This is a genomic window from Polyangium mundeleinium, from assembly GCF_028369105.1.
GTDB lineage: Bacteria > Myxococcota_A > Polyangia > Polyangiales > Polyangiaceae > Polyangium > Polyangium mundeleinium.
The window spans coordinates 6,542,668-6,564,371 of sequence record NZ_JAQNDO010000001.1 but is presented as its reverse complement, the minus strand read 5'-3'; the positions used below and the strand labels follow the sequence as shown (position 1 = coordinate 6,564,371).

General features: G+C 67.8%; 14 protein-coding genes. 5 read left to right on the top strand and 9 right to left on the bottom strand.

Features of this window, described 5'->3' with window-relative positions; genetic code table 11:
* Both POL67_RS25995 and POL67_RS25990 read right to left on the bottom strand, forming a co-directional pair.
* The gene (locus tag POL67_RS25995; RefSeq protein ID WP_271930894.1) at positions 1-3,729 is read right to left on the bottom strand and encodes a serine/threonine-protein kinase; all 3,729 of its coding nucleotides are present in this window, start codon (positions 3,727-3,729) and stop codon (positions 1-3) included.
* Positions 3,729-5,258, bottom strand: coding sequence for a sigma-54-dependent Fis family transcriptional regulator (locus tag POL67_RS25990; RefSeq protein ID WP_271921729.1), 1,530 nt, complete (start codon positions 5,256-5,258; stop codon positions 3,729-3,731). Before POL67_RS25990 ends, POL67_RS25995 begins: the two co-directional genes overlap by 1 nt.
* 518 nt (positions 5,259-5,776) lie before the next feature.
* On the opposite strand from POL67_RS25990, the gene POL67_RS25985 reads away from it, so the two are divergent.
* Entirely contained in the window at positions 5,777-6,346 is a 570-nt protein-coding gene (locus tag POL67_RS25985) for an amidohydrolase family protein (RefSeq protein ID WP_271921727.1), read from the top strand.
* A 293-nt stretch (positions 6,347-6,639) separates the two neighbouring features.
* On the opposite strand, the gene POL67_RS25980 is transcribed toward POL67_RS25985, so the two are convergent.
* The gene (locus POL67_RS25980) at positions 6,640-7,827 is read right to left on the bottom strand and encodes a hypothetical protein (protein WP_271921725.1); all 1,188 of its coding nucleotides are present in this window, start codon (positions 7,825-7,827) and stop codon (positions 6,640-6,642) included.
* A 538-nt stretch (positions 7,828-8,365) separates the two neighbouring features.
* Here POL67_RS25980 and POL67_RS25975 point away from each other — a divergent pair.
* From POL67_RS25975 to POL67_RS25965, 3 genes are all read left to right on the top strand, one after another.
* Positions 8,366-9,100: a tyrosine-type recombinase/integrase gene (locus POL67_RS25975; RefSeq protein WP_271921723.1), complete on the top strand. Its 735-nt coding sequence runs from the start codon at positions 8,366-8,368 to the stop codon at positions 9,098-9,100.
* Between the two features lie 199 nt (positions 9,101-9,299).
* A complete protein-coding gene (locus tag POL67_RS25970) occupies positions 9,300-10,871 on the top strand; it encodes a D-arabinono-1,4-lactone oxidase (RefSeq protein ID WP_271921721.1) in 1,572 nt (523 codons plus the stop codon).
* Between the two features lie 173 nt (positions 10,872-11,044).
* Entirely contained in the window at positions 11,045-12,211 is a 1,167-nt protein-coding gene (locus POL67_RS25965) for a lipase family protein (RefSeq protein WP_271921720.1), read from the top strand.
* 24 nt (positions 12,212-12,235) lie between these two features.
* On the opposite strand, the gene POL67_RS25960 is transcribed toward POL67_RS25965, so the two are convergent.
* The 6 genes from POL67_RS25960 to POL67_RS25935 all read right to left on the bottom strand — a co-directional run bounded on the left by POL67_RS25960 (position 12,236) and on the right by POL67_RS25935 (position 19,205).
* Positions 12,236-13,471, bottom strand: a complete 1,236-nt coding sequence (locus POL67_RS25960; RefSeq protein ID WP_271921718.1) for a metallophosphoesterase family protein — start codon at positions 13,469-13,471, stop codon at positions 12,236-12,238.
* A 104-nt stretch (positions 13,472-13,575) separates the two neighbouring features.
* Positions 13,576-14,370 carry a matrixin family metalloprotease gene (locus POL67_RS25955; RefSeq protein WP_271921716.1) on the bottom strand — a complete coding sequence of 265 codons (795 nt, stop codon included), beginning with the start codon at positions 14,368-14,370 and terminating at the stop codon, positions 13,576-13,578.
* A gap of 3 nt (positions 14,371-14,373) precedes the next feature.
* Positions 14,374-14,688 (bottom strand): hypothetical protein, encoded by a 315-nt coding sequence (locus POL67_RS25950; RefSeq protein ID WP_271921714.1) that lies wholly within the window; start codon positions 14,686-14,688, stop codon positions 14,374-14,376.
* A gap of 22 nt (positions 14,689-14,710) precedes the next feature.
* Positions 14,711-16,459, bottom strand: coding sequence for a CHAT domain-containing protein (locus tag POL67_RS25945; RefSeq protein WP_271921712.1), 1,749 nt, complete (start codon positions 16,457-16,459; stop codon positions 14,711-14,713).
* The gene (locus POL67_RS25940) at positions 16,456-17,832 is read right to left on the bottom strand and encodes a hypothetical protein (protein ID WP_271921710.1); all 1,377 of its coding nucleotides are present in this window, start codon (positions 17,830-17,832) and stop codon (positions 16,456-16,458) included. The genes POL67_RS25945 and POL67_RS25940 overlap by 4 nt, the downstream gene beginning before the upstream one ends.
* Positions 17,829-19,205, bottom strand: coding sequence for a hypothetical protein (locus POL67_RS25935; protein ID WP_271921709.1), 1,377 nt, complete (start codon positions 19,203-19,205; stop codon positions 17,829-17,831). Before POL67_RS25935 ends, POL67_RS25940 begins: the two co-directional genes overlap by 4 nt.
* A gap of 700 nt (positions 19,206-19,905) precedes the next feature.
* On the opposite strand from POL67_RS25935, the gene POL67_RS25930 reads away from it, so the two are divergent.
* Entirely contained in the window at positions 19,906-21,618 is a 1,713-nt protein-coding gene (locus tag POL67_RS25930; protein WP_271921707.1) for an MYXO-CTERM sorting domain-containing protein, read from the top strand.
* The last annotated feature ends 86 nt before the right edge of the window (positions 21,619-21,704 follow it).

The following is a 21,704-nucleotide window of genomic DNA, read 5'->3' as shown; positions in this document are numbered from 1 at the left end:
TCACGCCCCTTGCTCTCCGACAGGCACCAGCACCCAGGCAAGTTTCTCGGGGCGCACCACCCCCTGGCTCGCCATCCAGCCCGCGCTCTCTCGTTGAAGCGCGGCCTTGGTGTCGCCTCCCTCGAGCGCCCCACGTGCGTGCCGAGCTGCCGCTGCGTGAAGCGCCATGTCCACCCGTTCGAATCCGCTCGCGGCCCGCGTGAGCCCTTCCGTTGCGTCCTTGTGCTGCCCCCGCGCGGCGGCGGCCGCCGCCCGGAGCGATGCGGCGAGTGGCCTCGCCCATCCCGCGTCCTCACGCGCGATCCGCGTCGCGTCCGCCTCTGCGGATCGAAGCAGTCGTTCACGATCCATGCCTCGCAGGAGGCTTAGGAGCCCGCGCCTCCGCGGGCGAGACGCCGCAGCCGCGAGCGCTGCCCGCGCGCGCAGATGTAGCAGTGTCACCCGGAAGTTCTGCACCAGCATGTAAAACGACGACCGCAGCGCGGACCACGCGCCCATCACACGCGCGAAGGCTGCATCCCCGTCGCCGAGGTACAAGTCGAGGTGTACGCGTGCGATCAGATCGAGGTAATGCTGGAGCTGGAAATCCCGCTGGCCCCAGAGCGCCATGGCGTCATCGATGCGGCGCCGAGCCTCCTCCGGGTTGTCCGCGCATAACCACGCGAGGTTGGGCAGCCCCGCAGCCAGGCTCGCCGCAGCCAGGCGATCCCCGCGTGATCGCGCCTCCTCGATGAGCTGCGGGAGCGCCTCGCAGACCTCGGCGACCTCACCGAGATAGATGCGTGAAGCCAGCCCGAGCAGGTTGGCCGTTGTCATCTCCCACGCGACCCCCCGGCATCGCTCGCGGGCGATCTGCCGTGCATCCTCGCATCGCTGGACCCCCCTTCGGAAACGCCCCGCATAGAAGGCGATCGAGCCGTCCATCAACGTCGCGAACGCGATCGACCGCGGATCCCCGCTTTGCTCCGCGAGCTCCAGGGCGTGGCAGATGATTCCCTCGCTCTTCCGCATCCGCGCCTCGCCGCCGCGGGCGGCGAGTTCGGAGGCCTCCGCGGCGAGCGCGCGCGACACGCGCCGGCCCTCGCCTGCGTCGAGCGCCAGGAGGGCAAACTGCGCCTGAAACGCCCAGGTGCGGACCCGATCGATCCACGCCAGGCCGAGCCCCGCAGACCAACAAGCGTCGATGCGGGCGAGGTCGTCCGGCCTGACCTCCTCCGCACTGCGAGGCGTGAACGAAAGCCCACGCAGGTCGAGACGCGCATGCCCAAGGACGCGCGTGGCAAGGGCGCGAGCCGGCGATGGCGGATACCGCAGGCCCACGTCGTCGAGCACCCGCTCGAGCGCGGCGACCCCCGCATCCACGTGTCCGGCGCGCAGGTACTCCTCGGCGGCTCGCCGACGCAGGTCGAACATCGCTGATCGCGAGGCGGATCCGCCGCACGCCGCGAGCATCCGCACCGCGGCCTCGAAGCTCTCGGCCGAATCTCGCCCCCGCCCGGCCATCGAGAGCGCTTCCCCGAGCTTCTCAAGGAGCACCGCGCGCGAGGTCGCGTCTTCGTCGGCGTGCTCGAGCGACAGGCTGTAGAGCGCCGCCGCGCGGTCGAACGCCAGCGCTGCCGCCGCGCGCTCGGCTGCCAACGCCGCGACCTCCCCTGCCCTTCGCCTCTCGCCGGCGCCCAGCCAGTGCTCGACGAGCGCCTCCGGATCCAACGCGCCGCGCGCGAGCAGAGCCTCGGCGAGCCGCCGGTGATATTCGGCGACACGTTCGGCGGGCAAATCGTCCAGGATCACCTCGCGAATTCTATCGTGGTACATCTGCAGCGCCGGCCGATCGGCGACACGCGCGTCGCGCAAGAGCTGCTGCTGCACGAGCATGAGTAGCTCGGCCCGGCCAACGTTGAGGCCGGCTGCGCGCAGCACCAGCGCACGCTCGAGCGGCCGGCCTGCAACCGCAGTGATCTCCAGGATGCGACGTGCTCGCTCGTCGAGGCGGTCCAGGCGCCGACGCATGAGCTCTTGCAAGGGTCGGCGTCGTGCGGGCCCCTCGCTGGTGACCACGCCGCCCGCCTGGCTCTCACCCGCCAGGAGCCCTACGAGGAGCGGCGAGCCATCGGACTCCGCGGCAATCTCGGTGACCCTCCCTTCATCGGGCCCGCCACCGAGGGCGCTTGCGAGCGCGCGGACGGCCTTGGTCTCGAGCGGCATGACGGGCACATCATGCACCCACGAGCGGGGAACCCCATCCCATAACCCTGCAAGCAGCCGGCCTCGGGCAGCTTCGTCGCGCCGATAGGATAGGAGCAGGAGCAGTGGTGGGGCGGAAGGCGGCCGTACAAGTTCACGAAGCAGCGCGGCGCTATCCTCGTCGCCCCATTGCAGGTCGTCGATCCACAGCACAACGGGCCGCCGTGCTGCGATTCGCGCGAGTGTCTCCCGGAGCGCGCGAAATCCACCAGCGCGGAGTTCTTGGGGGTCGACCTCCACCTCCGTCTCGCCAGCACCGTGCAGCGAAGGAACCCTCCCCAGCACCGGAAACACACGCATCAGTGCAGCCGCGCGCGGCGGGCGTAACGCCGCAGCCTCGTCCTCCGGAAGCGAGATCAAATAGCGGCTCAACGCATCGACGATGCGATCGAGCCCCTTGTAGGGAACGGACTCTTGCGGGTGGCATTGACCACGCAAGATGAGCGGCTGACCGTCGTCGATCGAGCGCAGAAATCGTTTTACGAGCTCGGTTTTTCCCAGACCGGAAGCACCCGTGACGTGCACGATGGCCGGCGCTCCCTCGTGCGTCGTATGGTAGGCGCGGCGGAGGGCGGCCTTCTCGTCGTCACGGCCGACGAACGGCGCGGCGGGTGCGGCAGCGGGAAACCCGGTCGTTCTCCTGTGCGTCTTGGCGCCACGCAGTGCCTCCAGGATTTCGGTTTCCCCGGCGCGGCGCCGAGGATCCGGGTGGAGCAGCGCACGCACGAGCTCGTCCAACACCGGCGACGTATCCAAAGCAACGGTCCGTAGCAAGGGAGGCGCACCGCGCTCTTTGCTGCGGAGCATGTCTGCGAACGGCCCGTCGAAGGGGAACTGTCCGCACATGGCCTCGAAAATCAGGATCCCCACGGCATACCAGTCCGCGGCAGGCGAGAGCTGTTCTCCGTACATCTGCTCGGGCGGCATGTAATGAGGCGTGCCGTAGAGCCTCGCCGAGCTTGTGTAGGTCGTATCCTCGGGCCGGAAACACGTGGCAAGATCGAAATCGAGCAACACGACGCGACCCGCACCCGAAACAAGCACGTTGGAGGGTTTGATGTCACGGTGCAGCTTCCCCTCCGCGTGCAAAGCCGCGACACCACGCACGAGCTGCTCGAGTGCAAGGGTGAGCCGTCCGAGCACGCCTTCCGCACGCGGGCCGCGTACGTGCTCCGTGAAGGGCACGCCGTCGACGAGCTCCATGGTGAAGAAGCAGCGGGACGCGTCGACGAACAACTCATGTAGCTCGACCAGGTTCGGGTGCGTGATCCCGGCGAGGGTCCGGAACTCCTCCTTGATGTGGTAGATGTGCTCCGGGTCGAGGCGTGGCAGCGTCTTCAGCGCGACGTCCTCATCCATTTCCTCGTCGCGCGCCTGGTAGACGAGGCCTAGACTACCCTTGCCAAGCAGGTTTCGGAGGCGGAATCTGTCATCTTCCGCGAAGGACTCCGGTGCGGCCGTGCGAGTCGGCAGTTGCCCTTCCATCATCCCGTCCGTGGTCGCGGGATGCCGTGGACCTTCATCATATTGTAGATGGTGGAGCGCGCGATATCGAGGCGGCTCGCTGTCTCGATGACATTCCAGCCGGTCGCCTCCAGAGTCTTTCGCAGCATATCCCCCTGGAAGCGGTGCACGGCTTCCTGGAGCGTGGATGCGCGCTCCTCTGGCGCCGAACTGGTGCTCGTATCGGCCTCGGGGAAGATGTGCCTGCGCTCGATCTGGGGCACGCCCTCGCCTGCCGCGCGCGCTGCTGCTGCCTCGATCTTGTTGCAGAGCTGCCGGACGTTGCCCGGCCACTCGGCCGCCTCGATCGCCATTCGTGCGCCCGGGGACAACACGAGGTGCGGGAAGCCATTCTCTGCGCACACACGCTTGCAAAAATGCGCGGCGAGATCGGCCAGGTCCTCGCGTCGCTCGGCGAGCGCGGGCACGCGGATGGTGAGCACGTCGAGCCGATAGTAGAGATCCTCTCGGAACGCCTTGCGCTCTACGGCGGCTTTGAGATCCACGTTCGTCGCAGCGATCACACGGACGTCCGCCGTGAGGGGTTTGGCGCTGCCGAGCGGGAAATACTCCTTCGATTGGAGGACCTGCAGGAGCTTCGCCTGGTTGTTCAGATGAAGCTCCCCGATCTCGTCGAGGAACAACGTTCCCCCGCGGGCCGCGGTCACTTTTCCTTCGACCGGTCCGCTGGAGTGTCCCCCCTTCACCGCGCCGAACATCTCGTTCTCGAAGAGCGTTTCGGGCAGCGCCGCGCAGCTCACCTCGACGAAGGGTCCCCGGGCACGTGGGCTGTTCTCGTGGATGACACGTGCGATCTGGGTCTTCCCCGTGCCGGAAGGGCCCGTGAGGAGCACGTTCACGTGGGATGGCGCCGCTGCCACGACTTCGCGCAGCACGGCGGCGAGCGCCGGGCTCCGTCCCACGATCCGGTCGGCACGCAGGCGCTCGCGGAGCGGGCGCGTCGCGTCCTCCTCGTCGCGCACACGGCGGCGAATCAGCAGACGATCGGCCAGGACAGCAAGATGGCGCGCGAACCTCTCGGCCAGGAGCCGCACCTCTTCAGGGAACCTCCCGGGTCGATCGCGATCCTGGAGGTAAAGAACCCCGAGCGTCGGCGTAGTCCCGATGGGCGCACACAGCACAGCTTCGATGCTGTTCTTGCGTACGCTGCCCCGGTCACGGAAGCGCGGATCTTCGAGCGCCGAGGCCGTCACGATCGTCGCGCCCGTGGCGACCGCCTCGGCGATCACTCCGCTCGAGGAGGAGGCCCGGATGGACTGGATGTCGCTCTGCGAGAACCCGTGTGCCACCCAGAACCTGGGCGCCGCGCCGCTGCGTGACGGTTCGTCGAGTTCGATGTACCCGCGCCGCGCCCCCGCGCACTCGACCATGAGCGAGAGGGCCCCCTGGAGGAGCTGCTCTACCTCGTCCGCTGCGCCGAGATCGAGCAGCTTCCCGTAGAGATCGCGTTCGCGCGTGATTTCCTGGAGGTCGGTGTTGCTCCCACCCATCGCCGGTGCTTTCACTCCTGAAGGGTTGAGCGCGCGGGGCGAGTCGTCAGGAGGAACCCACGCGTCCGCCGCGTCTGCGGCCTCGGTCCAAAATCTAGCCGGCAGCGAATCTGAGTCGGCACACGGCCGCTAGGGAACGCTAGAACCTTCGACCCGTCAAGGGCCTGTGAGTAAGCCCTCCGTCTGCCGGTTCGCCAAACGCGCTGCTGTCCCTTCTGCCGTGCGATCGCTGCCGCGGCGCGACTTGCGTAGGACTCAGGATCCCGCGGGGGCTCGGCGAACACTTTGGCTCGCCGACGCGATCGCTCCGGAGCTTGGAATCGTATTGCGAGGGCTTCCCGCCGATTGGTTGCCCTGTTTGCCGGAGCGCCATGGCCTTCATGACATGCGCCTCTTGTTCGCGAATGCCGCGAGCATCCGGGATCGCACCTTGTCAAGTCCTACCGAGAAGTGCTTCCCCGTGCTCGTGTACGCGAGCGGCGCCGCGCTCGAGCGGGCTCCCATGTTGCCGGCGAACTTTGATCGGCCTCCTCACGCGACGATCGATCCTCGCCCATGCGAACCTGATCACGGCCTCCGACATGGCCCGCATCGCCGCCCGCGGCGCGGGCATCGCGCATTGTCCCCTGTCGAACGCCTATTTCTCGAACGCGGTCTTCCCGCTCCGTGCGGCGCTCGCAAAGGGCGTCCGCGTCGGCCTGGGCACGGACATTTCCGGCGGCCCGAGCGCCTCCATGCTCGACGCCTGCCGTTGGGCCGTCGCCGCCTCGCGCATGCTGGAGAGCGGCGTCGATCCGGCGCTGCCGCCGGAGACACGCGGCCGGCCCTCGTCCCGCATCGACATCCGCGACGCCTTCCATCTCGCGACCGCCGCGGGCGCCGACGCGCTCGATCTCCCGACGGGCCGCTTCGTGCCCGGCTGCCACTTCGACGCCGTCCGCGTCGACACCGTGGCTCCGAACGGCACGATCCGGCTCTTCGACGAGCTCGACGCGCCCGAGGATGTCCTCGCGAAAATCGTCTACACGGCCTCCCGCGCCAATCTCGCCGAGGTATGGGTCGCCGGAAGACGGGTCGCCGGGGCCTGAGCATGGGTGTCTTCTTGGGCCGCCGCGCCGGGGCGCTGCCCCGGACCCCGCGGGGGCTGTCCGCCCCTCGACCCGGACCAGGCACGGCCTGGACCGAAGGTGGAAGAACTGCGCGATGCGCAGTTCTTCCAACGGGCCGGTGGCAAGACCATGGAGGTGGGTTTCAAGCCGGCGACGCGCACGCTGCCGGTTGAACCTGCAACTTCGTGGGGACCGAGCGACCGGAGATCAACGCGATTCGGGTTGCTCATCGCGTGCTTCCGGGGGACATGAAGTGCTGGTGAAGTTGGCGCCTATTGCTTCGTGATGTTGAAAAAGTTGAGAATTCCGAATTGACTGAGTTGCTGAAGCAACAGCGATACATCCACCGGTGGTTGCTCTTGCGTTGGCACCCGCTGCTGCAGCTCGTGCAGCAATTCACCCTGAGAAAAACCGATCCGCAACTCGGTCACAATTTCGTCGAGTAGCTGCGCCGCGTTCAGTCGATCATTTTTCGACTTGACGCCATCGTCGTCCTTCAAGCCAAAGTAGAGCAGTATCCTCGCACACACGGCTATTACCTTGGTCCGCTGTGCTGAGAGCAACTTGGCTCGAAGCATCTGGCGAGCACGCTCACGGTCATTCTTTGGGCCCCTCGGATCCTGAAGGTAGCGACCGATGCAGTTTGCGACCAATCGAGAGAAGCCCGCGACCTCTTTGTATTTTTCTACGCTGACCTCCCCTGGGTCGATGGTCTTGATCATGAAGGTGAAGGCGGTCTCATTGATGAGCTGGAGTTTGAGCTGAAGCGGAGTTTCGTGAATCTCCACTTCATAGGAGCGCTCGTTGTGTCGATTGCACACTACCTTGCCGTCGATCACGAGAGAGACGACGTATGCCGTCGATTTGTCCAGCGTGAACTGGTCAATTACATAGGAGTACCAAGAGTCGCGAACGGCTCCGAGCCGATACCCCCTGGTCAAGCGTGTGCAGATGAGCACCGTGGCCCGATCGAGCTCCTTCTTCCCTTCGTCCAGGTGCTTCCCTTTGGGCAGAATGTCGATGTCGATATCGTCGGGAACCCTCGTCGTCGAATAGCCCAGGGCGGCGACGCTCCCGCCGAGCCGCGCCTCGATCTGAGCACTCCGCAGCAACTTCACGATTTGTTGAGCGACGAGAATCTGAACCAACGGCAGCTCATTGCCGCGATGAGGCCATTCGTTGCTCGAGGTCGCGTTCGTTAGGTGCCGCCACGGATCCTTCGGCGGCAATTGTACCGTCTGGTCGTTCGGCGGCGGCCCTGGGTCGTCCGGTGCTTGCCAATCCATTCGCTGAAGCACCTGGCCCGCGTGTGGCGTTCGCCGCTGCACGACCGTGGCTGGATGCGGCGCCTTGAGCACAGGCTGCTTTGCCGCGTGCGGCGCCTTCGCCTGAGCTACGGTCGCCGGATGGGGTGCCTTGCGCGGCGGTCGCGTCGCGGTGTGTGGTAATTTCGGCGGCATGCGCTGACTGGCTGAGGAGAGCGAGTGAGACTCCGCGCGATTGTCACTCGTTCTACTGGTGCGGACAACTTCTTGGAAAAGGCGACACCGCGGGCCAAGGGCAGGGACGGGCTCCCGGCCGTCCTTTACGGATCCGCCAACAACAACACCATGCTCCGCGGGTTCCATCGAGGCGGCGCGCGGCGAGCGGCGAGCGGCGAGCGTAGAAATCTTCCCCGAGGTCTCGCGGCCGTGACCGCGCTCGACGTCGAATTTTGGCCACCCCCGCATGCGGGGGGGGCGAGCGGCCATAATTCGGCCAAAAAGCTTGTCGCGACACACGCTTGCACGCGTGCTCTTGCGCGGCTGCATCGACCGCTGGCGGGTGCGTCGGGACGTACCCCCGAGGACGCCGGCCCCAGCTCGCCGGCCTCGTGCATCGAAGCGGCGCGGCGCTCGACGTCAGCCTCGGGCTCGTCGCCCTGGACGCCGCAACGAAGTAGCGGCTGATCGGCTCGCAGAGAACACCGCATCGCGCTACTTCTCCTACTTCCGCACGATGCTCACCGCGGCATCGGACGAGGATGGAGACCCCGATCTCTATGTTCGGCCGGACAACCCCGCGCTAGGCGTGAAGGGCCCCCCCACGCCGAAGAAGCAGACGCGCGCTTGCTTCTACCCCGAGGAATTTCTCCGATTCGTGGCATGCGAGGCGATCTCCATCCGAACGCGTCGTCTCGTCACGCTCGCAGTGTACCTCATGTGCAGGCTGAGCGAGTTCGCCCGTCTCCGATGCGAGGACATCGATCTTGCACACGAGCGGATCACGATCTGTCGCTCGTACGATCGCAAGCGGAAGCGAGAGAAGGCGCCCAAGAACGGGCGCGGTAGATCGTTCACGCTCGAACCAAACGTGATCCCGCTCTTGCGGGTGATGATCGACGACGCGGGCGGGAGCGGGGTCATCTGTCCGATCAACGTCTACAAGGTGTCGGACGCGTTCAGTATGTACCTCGATCGCGCGGGGCTGACGCGCCCGGACCTACGCCAGCGAACCAGGATGCACATCCCCTTGACCATGCACGGGCTGCGGGCGACGGGCGCGACATGGGCGGCGCGTTCCGGGCGGTACGGCCCGATCGAGCTTCGCCGGATCCTCGGACATCAGAAGCAAGAGACCACCGACGTCTACTTCGATGAGGCCCAGCTCATGGGGCGCAACGTCGGAGAAGTCTTCCCCCCGCTGCCTGCTTCGCTTCTGAATCGTTCCGGGAAACGTGCGCGCGGGGGGTAACGTCGCGGATTTGTTGGGGAGCGGTTCCTGGGGCGGACAGCCCCCTCCTGGGGCCTGGGGCAAAGCCCCAGCGCGGCGCCTTCGAGATGAAACCAATGCTCAGAACCAGCCAGCCGTTGCGCGGATGTGTGTTGGGGCAGCAAGTAACGCTTGACACCCAACATGGATTCGGTTTTTCTGGTGACCGGGGAGGTGTACAATGAGCAGCTCGGACTCCGTCTTCCGCGGCCTGGACGCCGTGGCGGACAAGGTGCGGCGCGTCGCGCGTACGTGGTCGATCAACACCGTCAATACGGCCGTCTACATCCTTTCGGGCGGCGAGCGGGTGCTCCACGAGGGGCGCTTTTCACCGGGGACCGGCCTCTGGTCGAGCTGGAACCGGGCCTTCAACGTTCAGCCGCAGCGCTTCGAAACACCGGAGAGCGAAGAGGAGATCTGCCGCATCGTCAAGGAGTCCGTCCGGCTGCGGGCGGTCGGCGGTGGCCATTCCTTCAATGCATCCCCGCTGACGGGGGGGACGGTGCTCTCCCTGGACAAGTACGCGAAGATCTTGTCGGTGGACGTCAGGAAACGGCTGGTCCGCGTGCAGGCGGGGATTCGGCTCCGTGACCTCACCGCGGAGCTCCTGAAGCACGGCCTCGCGCTGCCGGTGCAGGGCTCGACCGACGCGCAGAGCATCGCCGGGCTGATCGCCACCGATGTCCACGGGACCGGGCGCGACGCCGGCTTTTTATCCACCAATATCCGTTCGATCCGCCTCGTCGACGGCGAGGGCCGCGCCCGGACGCTCGAGGCCGGGGAGGAGGCGTTCCACGCGGTCCTCGGAGGGATGGGCGCTTGCGGCGTCGTCATCGAGGCGGAGATCGCGTGCGTCGATGCATTCAACCTGCGGAAATCGGTCACGGTCGTCCGATGCGACTGGGTCGCGCGGCACATCGACGAGATCCTCGCCGAGCATCACCACGTCAGCTTTTATTACATCGCCGGCGTCCAGACCGAACACGTCCGCATGAACACGTGGGATCACACGGTGGAGCCTCCGTCGTCGATCGTTCGGCTGCACAAGATGCGGCTGGAGCTCGTCGACATGCTGGTCTCGGGTTACCTGCTCGGCCTCGCCAAGGTCCTCGATATCTCGGACGTCACCGCGAGCCTGGGCCTGCTCTTCTTCAAGCTCACCATGAACGGGCATCACACCGTTTATCCAGCGCGCGAAGGTTTCCCGCGCAAGCTCTTTTACAACCACGATGAGCTCGAGTACGGCATCCCATACGACAAGCACCGCGCGTGCCTCGCCGAGGTGATGGATCACCTCGCGGAGAGGCGGTTCTTGACGATTGTCGAGGTCCGCTTCACGCCCGACCAATCGAAGAGCCTGCTCGGCCCGGGCGCCGGCCGGAGGACCTGCTTCATCGAGCTCGCGCCCAGCCTCTCGGTCGACGCGTCCGACGTGTTCGCCGATGTCGAGAAGATCCTCTGGAAGTACGGCGGGCAGCTCCACCTCGGCAAAGCGACGCGGGCGAATGCAACGCAGATGGAGGCGATGTACCAGGAGCGCTTCACCCGGTTTCGCAAGCTGCAGCGCGCGCTCGATCCGACGGGCAAGTTCATCAACGATTTCGTCGCGCAGCTCCTCGAAGGCGCCTCGCCGCGCCCTTCCACCCAGGCGCCCGCCGACAGGGGGGGCCCCCTCCTCCCGAGCGCGGACGGGCCGCTCGTGGACGGGCCGCTCGTGGGCATCGCCCGTGTGACGGCGGCTGCCGGCGGCTAGCCCATCGTGTCTTCCGACGAGGCGCGAGCCGCTTGCGCTCGTTCGTCGATCCCCCGGAACGAGAGTTGCAATTTCATTGCTGCGAACGCGCTGCGAACGCTGGCGACATGTTCGCGCCAAGCCCGACCAGCGGCGTCGGCATTCAAAGAGAAACCAAGGAAGGAGGCCTCGCCATGCATGATCCCGTCACCGACCTCGTCGTCCTCGTTCCCGGCTTTTTGGGGTTCAGCCGCGTCGGCGAATTCTACTACTTCGCCGAGCGGGTGATCGCCACGCTGCGCGGCGCGCTGGAGGCGCGCCTCGACCGCTGCGTACCCGTCGTGCCATGCCGGACGCAGCCCACACGAGGGCTCGCCGAGCGCCAGCAGTTCTTGCTGGGGCGCATCCTCGCGCTCGACGAGGCGCTCGGCGGGGTGCGCCGTGTGCACCTCGTCGGGCATAGCACGGGCGGCCTCGACGCCGAGCTCCTCACCTGGGACAAGCCGCTGGCCGGCGATTCCTGGGGCCCGTACGCGCGGGTGCGCGACAAGATCACGTCGGTGACGACGCTCGCGGCCCCGCTGCTCGGATCGAGCCTGGCCGCGAGCAACGTGGCGAGGTTTTTCGAGGAGCCCATCCTGAACCTGCGCAGCGTGCCGGATGTCCTGTGTTTGCTGCAGAGGCTCGCCGTGCTGGTGCCGCGCGTGCAAGCAAGCGCCGACGCCGCGGCCGGCATTCTGTCGTCGCAGCCGGAGACGCTGAAGTTCTTCCTCAATGTCCTGAGCCGCCGCGATCTGATCGGCAATCTCGCGCCCCAGGTCGTCGCGCAGCTCCGCTCGGGGGGCCGTTCCGATGGGCACGTCCAGATCACGAGCTTCGTCACCGTGACGCCGGAGGTCGCGGACGCTGAACCCGAGATGGGTTCCTTTTTCCTCGCGCTGCGCAGCATCATCGCGGCATACGCGCTGCCGGCCGTGAGCGACGTGATCCGGGAGAACGTCACGCTGCTCCGGGCGCATGCCGCGCAGGCGATCCGGGCGCCGGGCGTCGCGCCGCCGGAGATCGACGCGTCGACGAACGACGGTATCGTCGACAGCGCCCGGCAAATCATGAACGCGGCCCTCCCCGACCAGCTCGGGGGCATCCTCATCGCCGATCACGCGGACGTCCTCGGCCACTACGATCGCAAGGACGCACGGATCGAGAGCAGGCCGCTCAACGGCAGCCTGCTCCACAGCGGGTCCCGGTTCGGGGACGACGAGTTCTTCGCGCTCTACCAGCACGTCGCGGCTGCGATCGTGCGTGTCATCCGCGCCGGTGGCGAGCGCGAACATGCACCGGGCCTGCCTGCCGCGGCGTAGTGCCATCCATCCACGCCCGCGTCTTCAGGCCGCGGCGGCGGTCGCCGTCGTGTAGCGCAATTGCCCGTCCTCGCCGAGGAACGATTCGCGGATCGTCGCCCCCTCGAGCTGCACGACCGCGAAGCCATTGAGCGCCCGCCGCTTCTCCTCGGGATCGCCGGCCAGGCGGTCCTCCGCCCACGTCAGCGCGGGGGTGAGGTGCAGCGGCTCGTAGGGGACGCCGCCGTGGCCGATGCAGCGTCCGTGGATGGTCACCCCCTGGACGACCTTCGGTTCGAGCACCGCGGCGCCATGAATATGGCCCCAGTACCAGTAGATCTCCCTCACCCCGACGGCGCTCGTGATCTGATCACAGAGCGGCGTGACGAGGGAGCCGTCGAACTCGATGGGCTGGTGGTGTGTGAGCACCACGACCCGCTTGTGCGCCGCGCGCGCGCGCTCGCCGTGGACCGCAAGGAAGGCGATCTGCACGGGATTGAGCTCCCCTTTCTGGTAGAGGCACGCATCCGACCCGTAGGCGCTGTCCAGCCCGAAGACGATCCAGCTCGCATTCTCGAGGGCGAAGTAGCTCAAGCCCCGCTGCAGCGAGAATTTGGGGTCCTCGAGCGCCACGTGGAAGTAGCCCACGCCGCCGGAGTACATCTCGTGGTTCGAATTGAGCGCAAAGGCGCCGTCGGCGCCCGACGGCCACAAGGCGACGAAGCGCTCTTGCTCCTCGTCGAGCGTCCCGGAGTAGTACACGTCGCCGAGGTGGATGGTGTAGTTCGGCCGCGGCGCGAGCGACGCGATATGTCGCGCGATCGCGCGGGACGACGTATTGCCGGTGCCCCAGTCGCCCGCAAGGGCGAGCGTGATGTCGTTCGCGACGTGGATGACCCCGCTCCCGGGCTGGCCCGCGGGCACGCCCGCGTCGTGCGTCGGGAAAGGGAGCCGCTTGGATCGGAGGTAGTGGAAGAAGGATTGGAGCCAGCCCGGATCGAGATCCGCATATTGTCGGGGACTGACGAGTTGTTCGGAGGCGGCGTCGGGCGTGGGGGGGGCGGAGCCGCTCATGGCGCTCATCGCCAAGGACAGCGCCAGCTCGTCGCTGCTCAGCACGGCGCTCGTAATCCCGAGCGGCGTCCCGAGCGCGCGTTCGGCTTGCTTCCGCGCGGCGCGCAGCATCGACAAAGTCTCGGCGCGATCCGGTTGATCGGTCCTGGCCTCCAGGGTGCGGATGGCCTCGTCGAGCTTGGAAATGTCGTTCACGGACACCTTCATGGAGACCTCTCTTCCGAGCGCCGGCGTTCGGCGTCGCGTTCTATCTCGATGGTTGCGTGCGGGGAGTTTTCCGCTCGGCGGACCAAAAACCGCCGAGCAGGTGATCAGGCGGCGCGGCGGGGTCGCGCGACAGGCGGGCCATACACGCGCTGCGCCCCTTCCTTGTCGAGCGGCGTGATCGCCATCTCACGGCTCCCCACGCGACCGCAGTAGTAATGCATGACCGATTGAGGGTCGTACTTCGTGAGGTCGATGGTGTTGGCGAGGCTCTCCTGCGGGCAGACCGGCGGCGCGCCGCTCCGGATGTGCTCGTGGCGGAAGCCGAGGACGTGGCCGAGCTCGTGCCTGAGGATGCCGACGCGGTCAAACCCGAGATTGGCGGAGAAGTAAGACGGGTCGACGAGGAGCGTTCGCCGCTCGGCGGGCGTGTTGGGGAAAAACGCGGCGGCGATGAAGCGGCCGCCCGAATCGAACGCGCGCACCGTGAACACGACATCCACGTCGCGCCGGTCCGTGGTGTCGAGCGCGGCGGCGTGCTGGAACTCCACGCCGCAGGTCTTCTCCCAGTCGCGCGCCGCCGCCGCCATGTTGTCGCGTACCAACGCGTACGCCTCGTCGCCGTTGAACGTCGACGCGAGCACGCGGTAGGAGAGCAGGAGGCCCGACGGCCAGCGCACACTCCGGCCATTCACCGCGACCCCGAGGAGCCCCTGGCCGCCGGCAGGCTGGTTCGGCGACTGCACGTTGGCCGCGTTCGGCAGATACTCCGGGAGGCGCGCCTCCTCGAACAGGAGATCGCCCTCGGCGACATAAAACGTCTGGCCGTCGATGTCGACGGTGGGGAGACGTTGCTTCAATTCCTCGACCTTGCGCTCCAGAACTGGATCGATGATTCCCATGTTTCAACCTCCTGGGCCCGAACCGCCGGACCCTTTGTCGAATCCGTCTTCGGGATCCTGCCGCGTCATGCGGCGGATCACGTCCTTCAACGCCGGTGGCAGATCGAGGAAGAGCGCGCGGCTCGGCAGGTCGCCGCTCTCGGGCGACGCGCCACGACAGAGGGCATCGACGAAGAGCTCCTCGCGGCTGCCGAGCGTATCGCCGCGCACGATGTAATGCGTGCGCCCGTCCAATTCGATGCGATCGCGCGCCTCGATCGTTCGGAAATGCTCGGACCGGTCCATGAGCGCGCGGAGCTCCGGGTGGGCCTCGAGCAAGGCTGGCGGAGGTTCGCGCGACTCAGAGGCCGGCATTGGTCATTCCGCCTTCTCCGCCCAGCAGCGGCACCACCACCGCGTTGCTCCAGCCCCGCAGGGGCGCTCTCGGATCGCTCTCCAGGTTGTCGACGACCAGGCTGTACACGGCGGACGCGGCCGTGGGGATGCCGAGGACGACCTCGAACAGGGGCCCAGGCGCGATCTTCGCCCCGCGCGGGCACCGGAGGAGGAACCGCAACGTGCCCGGCTGGTCCGTCGCGAAGTACGCGCGGAACCCGGCGGCCTTGAGCGTCGGAGAGGGCTCGACCGTTCGCACCGTGAGCGTGCTCGGGAAGGTCAACTGGCCTTCCAGGCTTCGCACCTCCAGCGCGCCCTCGTGATGGATGTGGGCGCGCGCGGTCCCGTCGGGTTGCATGTCGATCCGCGCGGGCCAGAGGACGGCGGCGCCCCGCTCCTTCCAGCGGTCGATGAACGCAGACTCGACACGGGCGAGCAGGGCGTTCGGGAACTCCCGGCTCCTCGGCGGCGCGCAGTCCGGGATGCGGACCAACGCCTTCCAGCCCTCCTGCCGCAGCTTCTGCTCGTAATCATCGAGAGGGTCACACAGCCCGGAGACGCGGGTGCTCCGCCAGTCGAAGAGCGGCTCCTCGTTCGACGTCCGGTAGATGACGGGGGCCGACCAGCTCGGCGGGTAAGCCTTCTGCGCGAACAGATCCTCTCGCCCGGCCCGCACCGCCCGCTCCACGTCGCCCGGCGCCTCCGCGAGCAGGCTCTGGAAGAAGGCCTTGAGGAAACAGATCGCGTCCGCCGTCTCCAGCCTCGTCCGCATTCCGATGGCGCATTGCACGCCGGAGTCGCCATAGGCCAGCGCCGCGGCGACGCTCTGGTTGCCGCGCATCCATTGCGGGAGTCGACGCAGGACCGCGTCGCTCGCCGCGGTGAGGCAGCCCGCGAGCACCACGACAGGCACCGGGTGGTTCTGCAGCTCGCTGCGGAGCTGATCGGCGCGGATCGGGTTGGCAAAGGTGCTGCCCTCGACCTCGAACTGGAGCACGCCTATCGGGGGGAGGCCTTTGAGCCCCACCTCTTGCAGATCGCCGTGCCCGAGGTAGACGAGGATGCTGTAACACTTCCTGCGCAGCTCGCGGCGGAAGGCGTCGTAGGTGACGGCTCCGCCTGCCCCGGCCTCGCTGCTGAGGACGGTGACCTCCACATTGTCGAGCCCCCGCCCTGCCGCAGCAATCTCGCGGATGCGATCCCGGAGGGGCAAAATGGGCGGCACCTGTCCTCCGAGATCGACGGGGTTCGCGCGGATCAGCAGGATCGTGGGCGCACAACTCGCGCGCATTGGCTGCGCGGCGCGGGACCTCTTCATGATGTGCACGATGGCGCGCACCTGGCGCTGGAGCACCAGCGGGTCCGTGTCGAACTTGAGCAGCTCGAAGGGGACATCGGCGAGCCCGCTGAGCAATTTGGCGTGCAACCGGAAGACGATGCGGAACGGCTCGAGGGCGGCGTTGAACGCCGTGGCGAGGTGGCCTCGCAGGTCATTCTGGAGCAGCCAGCTACTGACCAGCCCGGCGAGATCCTCGGCGACCCCTTCCGAGGCGCTGCCGCTCCGCAGCTCGTCGAGCTCGGCCGGGGGGAAACTGGGAGGGGGCCGCTCGAGCTCGTCCTCGATGGGCGCGAGGCCGGTGGCGCTCACGCAGAGCCGCAGGCCCGTACCCGGGCCGGGCTCGATGTCCACCACGAACTCGGGGACCTGTTTCATGGGCTCTTCTCCCGCGCGAGCAGAGCCTCGAGGTACGATGTGAGCGTGTTCTGGCGCTCGCGCTCGTGGGTGAGCAGGAGTTTGCTGTTCAATGCGCGTTTGAGGGCGGGATACCTCTGCTCGAGAGCCACCACGGCGTTGAGCAGCTTGCCGGTGACCGCGAGGGCGGCGCTCCCCTCGGCCGCACCGTTCAGTTGTGCCGCGGCGTCCGGCGAGGAGACGAGATCGATTTCGGGCATACGGTCGAGGCGGACGAACTGGCGGCCGAAGCGGTGTCGGAGGTACAGGACGACCGGCACCCGCTGCGGGCACGGGGTCGCGTGCATGAACGCGTCCTCCACGTCGAGCGACTCCGCGAATCGCCGATAAAGGGTGCTCCAGAATCGGCTGAGCTCCGACGGCGGAATGGGCGCGAGCTGGGCGACGGTCGTGGGGCCGTCGTCGAGCTCGCGGGCGACGCGCGCGAAGCTGCGGAACACGGTCGGCGGGCCCCCGAAGCAGCGCAGGGGCTCCTCCGGCTCGCTCAGCGACAGGAGCGTGATACGCGATCCGCGCAGCAGGGAGATGAGCTCGGTCGGGGAGAGCGTGGCCCCGCCCGGGAACTCCAGGAGCCCCTCCACGCCGTAGGGCACCGAGCCGTCGGCGACGATGTGGAGCCCCTCGCAGCCCGCGCGCACCGCCCGGGAGAGCGCCACGCGTGGCTCTTTCTCTTCGAGCCAGATGGGTTTCACCCCCGGCCCGAGCCCGTCCAGCGCCTCGTGGAGCGCTCTGGGCGCGAGCCTGGTCGGATCGAAGATGGCGAGCCGCAGCGGCTGCTCTGGCAAGAGCGGAAGCGGCGGTAGGGTCCCTCGTGGACGACCGCGCACGCCCGACAGCCGCCTCGCCCGGCTCTGTCCGAACACGAAGGGCTCCCAGGCGATGTCATCGAGCTCGAGCGCCTCGTTGGACCACCAGATACGCAGCGGGCGCTCTCCCTTCACCGGGGACAGCAGCAATTGCTTGATGCCGTCGGAGAGCGAGTCGAAGAGCAACTGGTCGAAGTGGACCTTCGTGTCCTCGCGGAAGGACTGCAGGTACTCCGCGTAGTCCGGGTACTCCTTCCATCGGACCGTGAGTTCTTCGCGGCCCACGAGCGACAGTCCGCCGATGTGCTGCGGCGGCTTGCGGCTGGGATCGGGTGTCCCCACCGCGCCCAGCTGCACCGGGAGTGGGATGTTCGCGTAGATCCAGAACGTATAGACGCTGATCCGGTCGTCCTCGTCCGGGCCCGTGCACGTGCACTGCTGCCGCGGTCCGCCGGGGGGGACTTCCGCGGGCACGTGCAGGACGATCTCGTCGTACGCGGAGACGGGTCGGTGTATTCTTGCAATCATTCAGTCCTCCCGCCGAAATGAATCTCCCGCGCGAGTCGGGCGTAGAACGCTGCGCGCCCCGCCGTGAGCCGTGCCTTGCCGTCGAGCATCGGCGGTCGTGGGATGGCGGAGACGAACGCCATGGCCCGCTGCTGAATGGCGGCGAGCCGCCCCGGTTCCAGCGACCTCGCCGATACGGCGAGCTGCGCCGCGACCGGGACGAGGCGGTAGGGGAAGTGGGACGGCTTGTCCGGCGAGGGGCGGAGCTCCCCGCTCTCGAGGTAATCGGCGAGCTTTTGCGCCTGCTTCAGGTCGGCCGCGAGATGCGGACAGAGCTCGGCCATTCCGTGCCCGCCGAGGGCCGCGAGCTTGGTCCCGAGAAGGACGCCGGCCACCACGGAGACGTCGTCGAGGAAGGGGGTGAGCTCGTCCAGCGCGGGCAGCGCCTGGGCGTCGCGCTCGATCCGGGTCGCAATGGCGTCCAGCGCGGGAATGCCGAACCAGCGCAACATCGCGCCGATCAGCGGGACGCGGACCCGCGGGTGTGGATGTGTCGAGGTCGGGGCAGGCGCCTGGTATCGCTTGCCGGGCCCGAGGGCGAGGAGCAGCGCGGCGATCGTCTGCGCGAAGCCTGCGTTGCCAAGCAGGACACCAAATGCATCGGCGACGATTTCCCCGGTCCACTGCCGCCAGACCGCCTGCCTCGCGGGCGCGATTCCATCCCAGGCGAGGGATTGCCGGAGCTCGACCGAGAGGCCGAGATCATTGTCCACGTTGTGCCCGACCTCATGGCACAACGTGGGCAGGAGCCAGGTACACTCGATGTGATCGGCGGGCAGGAGCACGAGCGGGATGGGCAGTTTCAGGTCGTGAAACCGGTAGCCCACGTCGCAGAGGACGCCGAGGAGCTCCTCGCGGCTGATCGCCATGGGCTCGGGGCACGTCTCCAGGCACACCAGCGGCGGCTCGCGCAGGCTGTCGGCGTCGAGCAGGCCCCAGTTGCGCGCCTTGCCCATGCAGAGCCGATAACACTCGGCCGCGACGAGGTCGGCTGCGTCGAGCTGGGGCGCGATCTCTGGGTTCCGCCGCGCTGCGAATGCGCGGGAAAAGATACTCCAGACTTTGTGCGCGCCTGCCATCTCCTCGAAGAGAAGGATGTCAATCCCATCGGCGAAGTCGGCATCCGGGACGTCTTGCCGCAGCCTGTCGAGGAACGCGCGCTGACGCTGTACCAGCTCCTTCATGAGAATCTCGAGCACGCGCACCTGGGTCGCGTGGATTCCGAATCCTTCCTCGTTGGCCGTAGCCGCTGCGAGCAGACCATCGATATTGCGAGGGAACAGGGCCATTCGATGCTCGAGCTCGGCGAGGGCACGCGCGCGAACGTCGAACATCGTCGATCCTCCGCTTGGAACCTGCGCTGTGGGTTGGGGTGCGTAAAGGGGGCCGCGTCGCGGGCGTGAGAGGCGACGGCGCTCGACCATGAGCGAGCGGGACACGCGCCGAGCGATGATGCTGGGCGATGGGGAGGCCCTCCCCCGATACGCCGCAAGGGTCGTGGATGGGCGTGCATGGGTCGAGGGGGAGGCGCGTGGACCTGAGCCAGGGGCGCGTGGACCTGACCGGGAGGCGTGTGGACCTGACCGGGAGGCGCGTGGACCTGCGCCAGGGGCGCGTGGGGTTGGCGCGGGCACGTGATGGTGTCACGCGGCGGCGCGTGGGGTTCACGAGGGAGCGCGTGGAGCTGGGTCGGGAGGCGTGTGGACCTGCGCCAGGGGCGCGTGGGGTTGGCGCGGGCACGTGATGGTGGTCACGCGGCGGCGCGTGGGGTTCACGAGGGAGCGCGTGGAGCTGGGTCGGGGCTACATGCGCTTCGAACAACCAGCGCGACGATCACGCCGAGGAGCGGTTGGACTTCAACGACGGCGAGCGCGGGGGAAGCCGCGGGCGTCTGGGGCTCGCCGAGGCGCGCGTGGACTTGTGCCGGAGGAGGGCCATCCGAGGCCGTTCCCGTGGTAACATCACGAGACATTTCTTCGCCTTGGCTCGGGTGACCGCGCCGGAAAGGATCCCATGCTCGGTTCGAGCTCTCCCATGTTCCCTGTCGTCTCCTCCTTGATTGGGACTGCGGTCCTCTGCGCGAGCGGGGCGGCGTTCGCGCTCGTCACGCAGCCGAATGGCACCGTCGTCCCCGTGAATGGAGGCGCTGCCCTCAGCGGTTACATCAACGGATCGGCCAACAACGACAACATCAACGAAGGGATCGACGTCGTGCAGGCCGCCGCCGTGGAGCCCCAGGTGTTCTCGCCGCTCTGCGACTTCAGCGGCAAGTACATCGCCAAGGGGGGCGGCGCCAATTTCGCCGTCGGCTGGTACAACGTCGACGACACCATCCCGAGCAACAATCCGCCGAAGTACGTGCCCGTGGACCTCGGCGCGAACCTCAACGTGGCGGCGCCAAACAGCGACATCCAGATCCTGTTCCCCTTCTCGGGCGCCCTGCCCCCTCCCGATCAGCTCAACCTGAGCGCCGTCTCGATCCGCGAGAACCCGGCCTACAAGGGGGGCTACATCGGCTTCGTGTTGATCCCCAACCCGAACGGCACCGGGAGCGGGAACGCGACGCAGTATCACTACACCGAGCACCGGTTCAACGTGACGTGCACGCTCTGCTCGAACCCGGGGCCCTGGTACTCGGATCTCATCTACAAGTCGAACATGCTCGCCAACACGTTCTACCTCGGCTTCGAGGATCTCGACTTCATGGACGCGGCGGGCGCGGCGGGCGTCAACGGCAACGATCTCGACTACGAGGACTTCCTGTTTCGCTTCACCGGCGTCGCCTGTCCCGGCGCCGGTCAGCCCTGCGACGTGCCCGGCGCGCAAGGGGCGTGCGCGAAGGGCATCTCCGACTGCGACGCGCAGGGGACGCTCGTCTGCAAGTCCGTCCTCCAGCCCGGCAGCCAGGGCGAGGCGTGCGACGCCATCGACAACGACTGCGACGGCCTGATCGACGATGACGCGACGTGCCCGCCGGAGACGGTGTGCAATGGCGGCACCTGCGTCGCGTCCTGCGAGTCGGGCGAGTTTCCGTGCCTGCCGTCGTTCGTGTGCAAGGGGAGCCTGTGCATCGAGGAGACCTGCGCGAACGTGGTGTGTCCGGCGGGCGAGGTGTGTCACAGCGGCGAGTGCCGCGCGCCGTGCGCCGGTGTCGTGTGCCCCGCGGGCCAGGTCTGCAGCGGGGATCACTGCGTGGACCCGTGCACGGGCGTGACCTGCGGGGAGGGCCAGGTGTGCGTGAGCGGCGTCTGCATCCCCGGGTGCGCCTGCCGGACGTGCGCCACGGGCGAGAGTTGCCACGTGGACAGCGGTCAGTGCGTGGAGAGCGCGTGCCTCGGCGTGACGTGCGAGGCCGGGACCCATTGCAAGGCCGGGAACTGCGTCGACCTCTGCGATGGCGTGACGTGCCCGCCGGGCGAGGCGTGCCAGGCCGGTCAATGCGCCGTGGATGTGCCCTCGGCGACGAGCTCGTCGTCCACCGGTAACTTCGTCGGGTCCGGCGGCGCGGGTGGCGACGGCGGCGCGGGTGGCGCAGGCGGCGTCATGGCGGGTGGTGGCGCGTCGTCCGCAGGCGGCGCGGCGCCCGGGAGCGGCGAGTCCGGGAGCTGCGGCTGCCGTGTCGAGTCGGCGGCCCCCACCGCCAGCGGTACGGGCCTCAGCGCGTTGCTCGCGGCGCTGCTGTTCGCTCGTCGTCGATCGGGCGGGCGCTCGAAGGGCCGCGAACGCGGCCCGCGCGTGAGCTGCTGAGCGACGCCCCCCGCTTTCCCGCCGACTTCCTCAACGCGGACTGTGGTTCGTAGCCCCCATTCTCGTTTGGGGCACCCCATGCTCGG

Bases quoted from the DNA above. Each gene is read 5' to 3' on its own strand.
- POL67_RS25995 (WP_271930894.1), bottom strand. From the start codon at position 3,729: ATGGAAGGGCAACTGCCGACTCGCACGGCCGCACCGGAGTCCTTCGCG.
- POL67_RS25990 (WP_271921729.1), bottom strand. From the start codon at position 5,258: ATGGGTGGGAGCAACACCGACCTCCAGGAAATCACGCGCGAACGCGAT.
- POL67_RS25980 (WP_271921725.1), bottom strand. From the start codon at position 7,827: ATGCCGCCGAAATTACCACACACCGCGACGCGACCGCCGCGCAAGGCA.
- POL67_RS25975 (WP_271921723.1), top strand. From the start codon at position 8,366: ATGCTCACCGCGGCATCGGACGAGGATGGAGACCCCGATCTCTATGTT.
- POL67_RS25970 (WP_271921721.1), top strand. From the start codon at position 9,300: ATGAGCAGCTCGGACTCCGTCTTCCGCGGCCTGGACGCCGTGGCGGAC.
- POL67_RS25965 (WP_271921720.1), top strand. From the start codon at position 11,045: ATGCATGATCCCGTCACCGACCTCGTCGTCCTCGTTCCCGGCTTTTTG.
- POL67_RS25960 (WP_271921718.1), bottom strand. From the start codon at position 13,471: ATGAAGGTGTCCGTGAACGACATTTCCAAGCTCGACGAGGCCATCCGC.
- POL67_RS25955 (WP_271921716.1), bottom strand. From the start codon at position 14,370: ATGGGAATCATCGATCCAGTTCTGGAGCGCAAGGTCGAGGAATTGAAG.
- POL67_RS25945 (WP_271921712.1), bottom strand. From the start codon at position 16,459: ATGAAACAGGTCCCCGAGTTCGTGGTGGACATCGAGCCCGGCCCGGGT.
- POL67_RS25940 (WP_271921710.1), bottom strand. From the start codon at position 17,832: ATGATTGCAAGAATACACCGACCCGTCTCCGCGTACGACGAGATCGTC.
- POL67_RS25935 (WP_271921709.1), bottom strand. From the start codon at position 19,205: ATGTTCGACGTTCGCGCGCGTGCCCTCGCCGAGCTCGAGCATCGAATG.
- POL67_RS25930 (WP_271921707.1), top strand. From the start codon at position 19,906: ATGTTCCCTGTCGTCTCCTCCTTGATTGGGACTGCGGTCCTCTGCGCG.